The sequence below is a fragment of the Streptomyces sp. SID10853 genome (assembly GCF_010548145.1).
In the GTDB taxonomy this organism is placed as follows: Bacteria; Actinomycetota; Actinomycetes; order Streptomycetales; family Streptomycetaceae; genus Streptomyces.
The window spans coordinates 1-10871 of sequence record NZ_JAAGLN010000233.1 but is presented as its reverse complement, the minus strand read 5'-3'; the positions used below and the strand labels follow the sequence as shown (position 1 = coordinate 10871).

Annotated in this window: 7 protein-coding genes, 1 pseudogene and 1 riboswitch; of the genes and pseudogenes, 4 read left to right on the top strand and 4 right to left on the bottom strand. The window is 72.0% G+C overall.

Features of this window, described 5'->3' with window-relative positions; all coding sequences use genetic code 11:
* Positions 1–754, bottom strand: a pseudogene (locus G3I19_RS29880) (asparagine synthase); the annotation flags it as partial.
* 572 nt (positions 755–1326) lie between these two features.
* On the opposite strand from G3I19_RS29880, the gene G3I19_RS29875 reads away from it, so the two are divergent.
* The 4 genes from G3I19_RS29875 to G3I19_RS29860 all read left to right on the top strand — a co-directional run bounded on the left by G3I19_RS29875 (position 1327) and on the right by G3I19_RS29860 (position 6738).
* Positions 1327–2748 (top strand): MFS transporter, encoded by a 1422-nt coding sequence (locus G3I19_RS29875; RefSeq protein WP_164266842.1) that lies wholly within the window; start codon positions 1327–1329, stop codon positions 2746–2748.
* 70 nt (positions 2749–2818) lie between these two features.
* Positions 2819–4159 carry an L-2-hydroxyglutarate oxidase gene (lhgO, locus tag G3I19_RS29870; protein ID WP_164266841.1) on the top strand — a complete coding sequence of 447 codons (1341 nt, stop codon included), beginning with the start codon at positions 2819–2821 and terminating at the stop codon, positions 4157–4159.
* 102 nt (positions 4160–4261) lie between these two features.
* Complete coding sequence (trmB, locus tag G3I19_RS29865; RefSeq protein ID WP_164266840.1) at positions 4262–5056, top strand: tRNA (guanosine(46)-N7)-methyltransferase TrmB; 795 nt, start codon at positions 4262–4264, stop codon at positions 5054–5056.
* 146 nt (positions 5057–5202) lie between these two features.
* A complete protein-coding gene (locus G3I19_RS29860) occupies positions 5203–6738 on the top strand; it encodes a PrsW family intramembrane metalloprotease (protein ID WP_343235249.1) in 1536 nt (511 codons plus the stop codon).
* A 91-nt stretch (positions 6739–6829) separates the two neighbouring features.
* Here G3I19_RS29860 and G3I19_RS29855 read toward each other — a convergent pair whose 3' ends face one another.
* The 3 genes from G3I19_RS29855 to G3I19_RS29845 all read right to left on the bottom strand — a co-directional run bounded on the left by G3I19_RS29855 (position 6830) and on the right by G3I19_RS29845 (position 10715).
* A complete protein-coding gene (locus G3I19_RS29855; protein ID WP_164266838.1) occupies positions 6830–7774 on the bottom strand; it encodes an aldo/keto reductase in 945 nt (314 codons plus the stop codon).
* A 353-nt stretch (positions 7775–8127) separates the two neighbouring features.
* Complete coding sequence (locus G3I19_RS29850) at positions 8128–9189, bottom strand: M23 family metallopeptidase (RefSeq protein WP_164266837.1); 1062 nt, start codon at positions 9187–9189, stop codon at positions 8128–8130.
* Positions 9190–9200: 11 nt separating this feature from the next.
* Positions 9201–9341: riboswitch (cyclic di-AMP (ydaO/yuaA leader) on the bottom strand.
* A 225-nt stretch (positions 9342–9566) separates the two neighbouring features.
* Positions 9567–10715 carry a PP2C family protein-serine/threonine phosphatase gene (locus G3I19_RS29845; RefSeq protein ID WP_164266836.1) on the bottom strand — a complete coding sequence of 383 codons (1149 nt, stop codon included), beginning with the start codon at positions 10713–10715 and terminating at the stop codon, positions 9567–9569.
* Positions 10716–10871 lie beyond the last annotated feature (156 nt).

The following is a 10871-nucleotide window of genomic DNA, read 5'->3' as shown; positions in this document are numbered from 1 at the left end:
CCATCCCCGGGACCGGGCCCGGGTCGGGCGGCAGCGTCTCGGGGGCGTGGCGGGGCGCGGTGAGCCGGGCGCGTACGGCCTCGACGAGCGCGTCCCGTACGCCGTCCACGGCCCGGTCCGGGTCGACCTGGGCCGCCGCAACGGCGAGCGAGGCGACCTGTTCGTATCCGGTGATCTCCCGGGAGCCCTCGCGCAGGATGAGCGCGTGGCCGGGCGGGATGCGCCGCACCCCGGCGTAGGGCGTCGAGTCCCGCAGCGCTTCCGGCACGTCGGGGCAGGCGAGCAGCGCCGCCAAGTGCCCGATGTCCAGCTGGGCTTCGACCAGGTCGGCGAGCGGGAGGGCCGCCGTGGCGTACGCGGTGCCGTTGGCCCAGGGGGTGTGGAAGACGGGCCGTGCACCGGCCAGGTCGCCGATGACGGTGACCCGGCGCCCGGACTGTACGACGACGGTGTAACTGCCCGCCCAGGCGGTGAGATGGCGCAGCGCGCCACCGCGCGCGGCGAACAGGCCGACCCGCAGTTCCTCGTCAGTGGCGGCACAACAGCCCAGGACCGCAAGGCGGGTGAAGGGGTCGACCGTGATGACCCGCACCTCGTCGGGCCGCCAGTCGCCCACCGCCCAGAGGGGGTCGGGGTCTCCCCAGAGCAGCTGGGAGCCGACGGGGTGGACCGTGCGCCCCTCGTCCGCGCTGCCCACCGAACCGGCCGTGCCGAAGCTCGCGGCAGTACTGCTCCACCCCACCAACCACCGCATCGCCGCCTCCACAGGCTGTGGACAACTGAACGCCAGGGGCGTTCAGGACCATGCTGCCATGACAACGGCGTACTGGAGGGGGTACGGAAGCGCGCACCCACATGCGAATGCGCCCCCGGCAAAGGCCATACGGTCTTGCACGACGAGGGTCGTCATCCGGCCATTCTGGCGGAGTGGCATCTGTGCGGGAAAGTGGCCGAAGGGCCGCAGAGCGCTTCGGTCCGGGAGACGCGGCGCGCCTCCCGGACCGGCCGGCCGCCCGCGGGGATTGAGGCGGCCGTATCCCCCAGCCCACTGGATCCTGTGCAGTGGGCCGACCCACGCACTCCACATCGAAGACCTCACAGAACGGCCGGACCAGAGCGCACGGCCGGGCGCACGGCCACACGACAGGAGCACGGGCCGGCGGCGGAAGCGCTCCGGGCCGGGCAAACAATCCCGCCATCCGGAACATCCCCCCTTAACGGTAGGGATGCGGCGAACTACGCTGGGTTTACGAATGCCGTGCACGGCTTCTCGGACAAGAGGAGTTGCCGCGACACGGCGGCCGTCTGTGTGTCGAGGGGTGGCGCATGTCCAGGGAGCTACGCGGACCGAACGACAAACTCGGTACCGTTCTCGCCGTCGCGGGAATCAGCAACGCCGGACTGGCGCGACGGGTCAACGACCTCGGCGCCCAGCGCGGCCTGACGCTTCGGTACGACAAAACGTCCGTGGCCAGGTGGGTCTCCAAGGGCATGGTGCCCCAGGGCGCCGCGCCCCATCTGATCGCCGCGGCGATCGGCGCCAAACTGGGCCGGCCCGTACCGCTGCACGAGATAGGTCTCGCGGACGCGGATCCGGCCCCCGAGGTCGGGCTCGCCTTCCACCGCGACGTCAGCTCGGCGGTGGTGTCGGCGACCGATCTGTACCGGCTGGACCTCGCGGGGCGACGGGCCGGAAGTGGCGGGATATGGCAGTCGCTCGCCGGATCCTTCGCAGTCACGGCATATGCGACACCCGCTTCGCGATGGCTGATAACACCCGCCGACTCGTCGGTGGAGCGGGGCGCCGACGAGCTGGCGGACCCGGCCGCGCTGCGCGTCGGCCACAGCGATGTGAGCAAACTCCGGGAGGCCGCCGAGGACGCCAGGCGCTGGGACTCCAAGTACGGCGGCGGCGACTGGCGTTCGTCGATGGTGCCGGAGTGTCTGCGGGTGGACGCGGCCCCGCTGCTGCTCGGCTCGTACTCCGACGAGGTGGGCCGCGGGCTCTTCGGCGCGACCGCCGAACTGACCAGGCTGGCCGGGTGGATGGCGTTCGACACCGGCCAGCAGGAGGCCGCCCAGCGCTACTACATCCAGGCGCTGCGGCTCGCCCGCGCGGCCGCCGATGTCCCGCTGGGGGGATATGTCCTGGCTTCGATGTCGCTCCAGGCGGTCTACCGCGGCTTCGGGGACGAGGGGGTGGACCTCGCGCAGGCGGCGGTCGAGCGCAACAGGGGCCTCGCGACGGCCCGCACGATGAGCTTCTTCCGGCTTGTCGAAGCACGGGCGCACGCGCGCGCCGGTGACTCGGCCGCGGCGGGCGCGGCGCTGAAGGCGGCGGAGGGCTGGCTGGAGCGCTCGCGCGAGGGCGACGCCGATCCGTCCTGGCTCGGCTTCTACTCGTACGACCGCTTCGCCGCCGACGCCGCCGAGTGCTACCACGATCTGAAGGCCCCGCGTCAGGTGCGGCGCTTCACCGAGCAGGCGCTGTCGAAGCCGACGGAGGAGTTCGTCCGCTCGCACGGGCTGCGGCTGGTGGTGAGCGCGGTGGCGGAGCTGGAGTCGGGGAACCTGGACGCGGCGTGCGCCGCGGGCACCCGGGCGGTGGAGGTCGCCGGGCGGATCTCATCGGCGCGGACCACGGAGTACGTACGGGATCTGCTGCACCGTCTGGAGCCGTACGGCGACGAGCCGAGAGTGGTGGAGTTACGCGAGCGGGCCAGACCACTCCTGGTGGCGCCCGCGTAGAACGGTCCTCCCCCCTGGTTTGAGGGCATTGTCAGTGGGCCAGTGCACTATCGGGGTGGGAGGAGGTGCGATGTCTTTCGGGAACGGCGGCGCTCGACGAGCCGGCAGCGCTCGCGACAGCGACGCTCATGACAGCAGCACTCGCGAAGGCGAGCGCCGTGGTGGTGAGCACCGCGGCAGTGGCGGCAATGGCGGCAGTGGCGGCGGCTTCGACTGCGACGTGCTGATCATCGGCGGCGGGATCGTCGGCCTGTCGACGGCGTACGCCCTGACGCGGTCCGCGCCTGGCACCCGGGTCGTGGTGCTGGAGAAGGAGCAGCGCACCGCCCGCCATCAGACGGGCCGCAACAGCGGGGTCATCCACAGCGGGATCTACTACCGTCCCGGCTCTCTGAAGGCCCGGTTCGCGGTGCGCGGTGCGACGGAGATGACCGAGTTCTGCGCGGAGCAGAGCCTGCCGTACGAGGTGACGGGCAAGCTGATCGTCGCGACGGAGCGGGACGAGCTGCCCCGGCTGCACGCCCTGGCCCAGCGCGGCCGGGAGAACGGCATTCCGGTGCGGGAGCTGGGCCCCGCCCAGATCGCCGATGATGAACCCGGGGTCCGCGGGCTGGCCGCGATCCGGGTCGCCACCACCGGGATCGCCGACTACGGCGCGGTGGCCGCGCGCCTCGCGGAGCTCGCCGCGGCGGCCGGGGCCGAGATCCGGTGCGGGGCCGAGGCGGTCCGGATAGCGCGGCGCCCGGAAGGCGTCGCGGTCGCCACATCGGACGGGACGGTGATACGGGCCAGGACCCTGGTCAACTGCGCGGGGCTGCACTGCGACCGGGTCGCACGGCTCGCGGGCGACGACCCGGGGATGCGGATCGTGCCCTTCCGGGGGGAGTACTACACGCTGACCCGCCCCGGCCTTGTACGCGGTCTGGTCTATCCGGTGCCCGACCCCGCCTTCCCCTTCCTCGGCGTCCACCTGACCCGGGGCACCGACGGCACCGTCCACGTCGGACCGAACGCGGTGCCCGCGCTGGCCCGTGAGGGGTACGACTGGGGCACCGTGCGCCCGGCCGAACTGGGCACCACGCTGGCCTGGCCCGGCGCATGGCGGATAGCGGGGCGCCACTGGCGGTACGGGGCGGGGGAGCTGCACCGCTCGCTGTCGAAGCGCGCCTTCACCGAGGCGGTGCGGCGGCTGCTGCCCGCCGTCGAAGAGGCGGATCTGCGCCCGGCGCCGGCCGGGGTGCGGGCCCAGGCGGTGCTCAGGGACGGCACGCTGGTCGACGACTTCCTGATCAGGGAGGGGCCGCGCACGGTCCATGTGCTGAACGCGCCCTCACCGGCGGCGACGGCAGCCCTGCCGATCGGCCGCGAGATCGCCCGCAGGGCGCTGGCCTCCGTGGGGGTCCGGGCCTGAGCCCCGGGCCCCGCCGGGCTCGGACAGGCCGGGTGCCCCGGCCAGGTACGGGCCTGCCCGAGCCTGACCCCCCTACCGCCGGGACCGTAGAATCGGGGCACTGTGTCCGATCTTCTGAATCCCCCGCCAGAGCCCTCGCCGCCCCGCCGCGCCAAGGGCGAGCCCCGCTTCCCCGGCGGCCCCGCGGCCGATCCCGCGGGCTCGCACCACGAGCGCCGGATCCGCAGCTTCCAGCCGCGCCGCAGCCGCGTCACGACCGGCCAGGCCGACGCCCTTGAGCGGCTGTGGCCCCGCTGGGGCCTGGACATCGACGGACAGCGGATCCTCGATCTGCCCACCCTGTTCGGCGGTCTCCCCGTGGTCCTGGAGATCGGCTTCGGCATGGGCGAGGCCACCGCGCAGATGGCCGCGGCCGACCCGTCGACCGGGATCCTCGCCACCGACGTGCACACCCCGGGCCAGGGAAACCTGCTGCGTCTCGCGGAACGCAACGGACTGTCCAACATCCGGGTGGCCAACGGTGACGCGATCATCCTGCTCCGCGAGATGCTGGAGCCGGACTCGCTGGCCGGGCTGCGGGTGTACTTCCCCGACCCGTGGCCCAAGAGCCGCCACCACAAGCGGCGGCTGATCCAGCCCGAGTTCCTCGACCTGGCCGCGGCCAGGCTCGCACCGGGGGCCGTACTGCACTGCGCGACCGACTGGGCCCCGTACGCCGAGCAGATGCTGGAGGTGCTCACCGCGCACCCCTGCTACGACAACACCACGGCGGACGGCGGCTATGCGCCGAGGCCCGGCTTCCGGCCGCTGACCCGGTTCGAGGGCCAGGGACTCGACAAGGGCCACACCGTGCACGACCTGCTGTTCCGCCGCAACGGCCACCCGAGCGGCCAGTAGCCGGTCCGGCCGGGCGCAGACAGGCGCAGACAGACACAGCCGGGCACAGACAGACACAGCGGAGCGGGCGCCGAGCGCGGAATCGCGGTACGGCGTCGCGGTTGTCAGTACCGCTCGTTAGGCTCAACCGGGTGTACGAGTCGAGCGTGCCGCCCGGAGCGGCCCATCCGGTGGTTCCGGTGTACGAGGAGCAGCCGCGCTTCGACGCCGTTCCACCGCGTGCACACTGGCGGTACGCACCCCGCAGGGACTTCTGGCGGAGCAGGACGCTGCGCGCCTCCGCGGTGATCATCGTCCTCGCCATCTGCGGCCTGCTGATCCTGTCGCTGGTCCGCGAGCAGACCGGCACCGAAGGCTTCCTGGTCGGCATGGGTCTGGCCGTGCTGCCGGTGCCGCTGCTCATGGCGGCCTTCCGCTGGCTGGACCGGGTCGATCCGGGCCCCTGGCGCCATCTGATCTTCGCCTTCGCCTGGGGCGCGTGCGCCGCCGCACTCGTCGCGATCATCGCCAACTCGTTCGCCACGCACTGGATAGCGACCGCCACAGCGGATCCGACGAGCGCGGACACCCTCGGAGCGAGAGTGGTGGCGCCGGTCATCGAGGAGAGCGCGAAGGCCGCAGCGATCCTCCTGATCTTCCTCTTCCGCAGACGCCACTTCACCGGGATCGTGGACGGTGTGGTCTTCGCGGGCTTCACCGCGACCGGCTTCGCCTTCACCGAGAACATCCTCTATCTGGGCAGTGCCTTCGGCGAGGACAAGTCCCTGGGGTTCTCGGGCGTCCCGTCCGTGACAGCGGCGACCTTCTTCGTCCGGGTGGTCCTCTCGCCCTTCGCCCACCCGCTGTTCACGGTGCTGACCGGCATCGGCTTCGGCATCGCGGCGTCGGCGGCCCACCACCGGCGGCTGCGCAGGACCGCGCCACCACTGCTCGGCCTCCTCTGCGCGATGGGGATGCACGCGCTGTGGAACAGCTCGTCGGCCTTCGGCACCTACGGCTTCTATCTGGTCTACGGCGCCTTCATGCTCCCGGTCTTCGGGGTGATCACCTGGCTGGCGATCTGGACCCGCCAGCGGGAGCTGCGCACGATATCCGCCGAGCTGCCGGCGTATGCGGCGGCGGGCTGGCTGGCCCCCGCCGAGCCGCTGGTGCTCTCGTCGATGCGGGCACGGGCCATGGCGCGCGCCTACGCGGCGCGTACGTTCGGCGGGGGGTTCGGCGCGACCAGCCCCCATCTGGGCCCCCACCCGGCCCCGTACGAACCGGATCCCTACGGTGCGGATCCGTACAGCCCGGTTCCGTACGGTGCGGATCCGCCCGCCCCGGGCCCGCATCCCCCCGGCCCGCGCTCCCCCGGTCCGCACGCCCCAGGCCCGTACAGCCCGAGCCCGTACCACCGGCCGCCCGCGCACGCCGACGCGAAGTCCCGTGCGAGGGCCGCGTCCCGCGCGGTGTCCGAGTACGAGGCGTTCGCGACCACGCTCGCCTTTCTGCGCCACCGGGCCCACCGCGGCGCGGTGAGCCCGGACTTCGAGGCCCGCGAGCAGGAGCTGCTGCACCACCTCTGGCAGCGCAAGGAGATCGCAGGCCCCGCACTGCTCTACGCGGCGCAGGCGACCGGGCGGGTGCCGGTGCCGCCGCCGCATCTGCACTACGGCGGCTACAACCCGTACCAGCACTGACCATCCGCACCCGCCGCCCAGCCACGCCCAGCCACGGCCTGCCCGGCGGCCGGTCCCGGTGTCTGTTCCGGCCTGCGCCAGTGGCCTGCGCTCAGGCGGACGCGGCCGTCAGCTCCGTCAGCTCCGCGTCGGTGAGCTTCAGCTCGGCCACCGCGGTGAGGGCCGGCAGCTGCTCGACCGTACGGGCCGAGGCGATCGGCGCGACGACGGTCGGCTGTGCGGCCAGCCACGCCAGGGCGACGGTCGCGACCTCCACCCCGTGCGCCGCGGCGACCTTGTCGAGCGCGGCCAGGACCTTCGGCCCCCGCTCGGTCTCCAAGTGCTGGGCCGCACCGCCCGCCCGCACACTGTCGATGTCCGCACCGGGCCGGTACTTGCCGGTGAGGAAGCCGGCGGCCAGCGCGTAGTACGGCACACTCGCCAGACCGTGCCGGGCCGCCACGTCCTGGAGCCCGCCCTCATAGGTGTCGCGGGAGACCAGGTTGTAGTGCGGCTGCAGAGCGACGTACCTGGCCAGCCCCTCCGCCTCGGAGAACGCCACGGAGGCGTCGAGCCGCTCGGGAGAAACATTGGAAGCGGCGATGGCGCGCACCTTGCCGGCCTTCACCAGGTCGTCCAGAGCGGTGATGATCTCCTCGACGGGGACGGTCTCGTCGTCGCGGTGCGTGTAGTAGAGGTCGATGTAGTCGGTGCGCAGCCTGCGCAGCGACTCGTCGGCGGCGGCCTTGATGTTCTTGGCCGAGAGCCCCCGGTAATGGGGGTGCAAACCGACCTTGGTCGCGACCACCACATCGGCACGGTTGCCCCGCGCGGCCAGCCAGTTGCCGATCACGGTCTCGGACTCCCCGCCCCTGTTGCCCGGCACCCACGAGGAGTACGTGTCGGCGGTGTCGATGAAGTTGCCGCCGGCTGCGGTGTACGCGTCGAGCACCGCGAAGGACTGTTCTTCGCCGGCGCCCCACCCGAAGACGTTGCCGCCGAGGGAGAGCGGGAAGATCTGGAGGCCGGAGGAGCCGAGTGGGCGGAGAGAAGTCATGCACTGGTCAACCCCCTGGCGGCCCGGCCCTATTCCGGCCGGTCCGGCCATACGTACCGACGGACGGACCGGCCGTACAGACGAACCAACGGCACGAACGAACCAACGGTACGAACGAACCGGCAGCCCTGACGTCGGGGGGATGCCGTCAGGGCTGCCGGGGTGCGGGATGCCGTAGCCGGCGGCACGCGCACAGGCGGAGACAGAACAGCCGGCGGCACGCGCAGGCGGGAGACAGAACAGGAGTGAGGGGCATCAGGCATCAGCCCCCAAGGGTCCAGCCTCAGAATTCGGCTCTCGGAGTTCGGCCCTCGGAGTTCGGCCTTCAGAATTCGGCCCTCAGAGTTCGGCCCTCAGGGGTTGAGGCCCTTGCCCTGGAGCCAGGTCATCGGGTCGATCGGGTCGCCGCCGCCCGGGCGGACCTCCACGTGCACATGCGGGCCCGTGACATTGCCGGTGGCGCCGACACGGCCGATGACCTCGCCGGTGGTGACCTTCTGACCGGCGCTGACGCCGAGCGACGACTGGTGGCAGAACCACAGCTCCGTACCGTCGTCGAGTGTGATGACCGTGCGGTAGCCGTATGCCCCCGCCCAGCCGGCCGACTTGACCGTGCCGCTGTGCACGGCCTTGATCGGGGTGCCGGTCGGGGCGGCGAAGTCGAGGCCGGTGTGGTGGCCCGACGACCACATCGAACCGCCGTCGTTGAAGCGCGAGGTGAGGGTGTACGAGGAGACGGGCAGCGAGTAGCTCTTCGCCAGCTTGGCGAGCCGCTCCTTCTCCGCCTTGGCCTTGGCCTCCGCCTCGGCCTTCTTCTTGGCCGCCTTCTCCTTGGCCGCGGCCTCGTCCTGCTTCTTCGCCGCCTCGGCCGATGCCTTCTCCGCGGCCGCCTTCTCGGCTGCCGCCTTGGCCTCGTCCTCGACCGCGCCCTGCTGCTGCTCGGCCTGCTGGAGGATCCGCGCGCGAAGTGCCTCACCCGCGTCCGAGCTGCCCTTGCCGGTGGCCGCCGTGGTGGTCAGCGCCGCGTTGGTCGCGTCCGCCGTACCGCCGTGGTCCGACGAGCCGCCGGCCAGGTCGGCGACCAGCGACCCCACGCCGGGCAGTGACTCGGCCTCCGGCAGCTTGTCCTTGACGGACTGCGGAAGGTCGGGGAGGGAGATCGGGAGCGGCGGCTTGCTCTGGGCGCTGGCCATACCGCCCGCGCCGACGGCTGCGATCACGCCGACGCCGAGCACCGTCGAGCTGCGGGCGAGACCGCTGCGCTGCTTGGCGACCCGGTGTTTGCCGCGGACGGGACGGAGGGAATCCTCAGTGGGGTTCCACTCGTCGAACGTACCGCTGTCCTCGCCGCCGAAACCGAGAGCATCGTCGTTCGGGAAGTAAAGCGTTTCGGGGGCAGGGTTGTTGGACGCCACGGAGGCGCACTCCTTTCCTTCCTTACCGCCTACCGGGTTAGCTGACGGGTTCGGAGCAGGAAGGTCTCCTACGGGCAGCCCTTGCGGAGAAGCCCGATTCACCCCAATTGGTGGTTCCCCGGTTCCCTTGCGGGATTCGGCGCGTGCGCGCGGCGCCGCCTCTTGCGACGACTGGGACAACCGCGCTGCGTTATCGAACGTTAATAGACGCGAGGGCCGGATTCCAAGCTGTTCCGACTGATCGTTAACGGCTCTGGCCTGCACTTATCGGTGCATAAAGGGGCGCATTCGGGCGACTTGATCAGCCTTCAGGAGCGGCCGGGAAACATCGAGTTTCTGATAGTGAGTCAAATGTTATGCGGAGGGGTGCTCTTCGACTACGGATCGTGTCGCTCCCGGTGGATGATCCCCACCGTCCTGCGCCGGTCCGGCTGCCCCTGCAGCGGACGGCCCACCGCGAGCAGCGCCATGTCGTCCGTGGAGTGCCCGCCGGTGTGCAGCCGTACGTCGTCGGACACCGCCGTCAGCAGCTCCTCGGGCCCGGGGAAGATCCGGCCGCGCAGCCGCTCCTGCGGTTCGTAGAAGGCCCCTTGCGCGTTCCTCGCCTCGGACAGTCCGTCGGTGTAGAGCAGCAGCGTGGCCCCGGGCGGGAACTCGGTCTCGTCCGCCCGGTCCGGCCAGGCCGCCAGATCGGAGAGCCCCAGCGGCAGCGCGGGATCGGCCGGCGCGAGGACGTGGATGCTCCCGTCCGCGTACAGCAGCAGCGGCTCGGGGTGCCCCCGGTTGAGCAGCCGGATCAGTCCCTGGTCGCCGCGCGGGATCTCGGCGAGCGCCGCCGTGGTGAACCCCTCGAAGGCGTCAAGTCCCTCGCGGCGCACCCCCTCACGGGTCAGCGCACGCTCCAGCCGCTGGGCGACCTCCTCGATCGTCACCTCCTGTTCGGCTGCCTCCCGGAAGGCCCCGATCACCACGGCCACGGCCTCGACGGCACCGAGCCCCTTGCCCCGCACATCCCCCACCACCAGCCGCACCCCGTACGGAGTGTCCTGTACGGCGAAGAGATCGCCGCCGATGAAGGTGCCGGCCTGCGCCGCCTCGTACCGAGCCGCGATATGCAGCCCGGCGATCCGCTCGGAAGGCACCGGCAGCACAGCGCGCTGCGCGGTCTCCGCCACCACCCGGGCCGACGCCAGTTCCTCACCGCTGACCCGGATGACGCGGTTGATGATGAGGGCGACGACGGACACCGTGATGACCGTGATCAGCTCGGTGATCGCCGAGCCCCTGGCCGAGGTGTCGTCGTAGAGATGCAGCCCCGCGATGGCCAGCACCGCGATGACCCCCGTGATCAGGGTGGCCCGGTACGAGAAGAGCGGGGCGGCGATCACGGGCGCGGCGGCGAAGAACGGGGCGGCCGTGAACGCGGGCGGCGTCAGCTGGTCGAAGACCAGCCCGCCCACGATCAGCACGGCGGGCAGCGCCCGGACGAACCGACGCGCCCGGGTCGACTCCTCTCGCTGCCCCACCAGTACCCTCCTGCCCGGTCCGTAAAGCGGCGGACGGTACCGCGCCCCACCAGGCTGGCCGCACCCACGCCGGTGTGCGATTCGGCCACGGCCAAGTGGGGGAAGCGGGGCGACGGGGGCGCGGGCTGCGGCACGGCGCGGGGCCGCCGCCGCGCG

Coding starts and splice junctions, on each gene's coding strand:
- lhgO (WP_164266841.1), top strand. CDS start 2,819: ATGTCTTTCGGGAACGGCGGCGCTCGACGAGCCGGCAGCGCTCGCGAC.
- G3I19_RS29875 (WP_164266842.1), top strand. CDS start 1,327: ATGTCCAGGGAGCTACGCGGACCGAACGACAAACTCGGTACCGTTCTC.
- G3I19_RS29855 (WP_164266838.1), bottom strand. CDS start 7,774: ATGACTTCTCTCCGCCCACTCGGCTCCTCCGGCCTCCAGATCTTCCCG.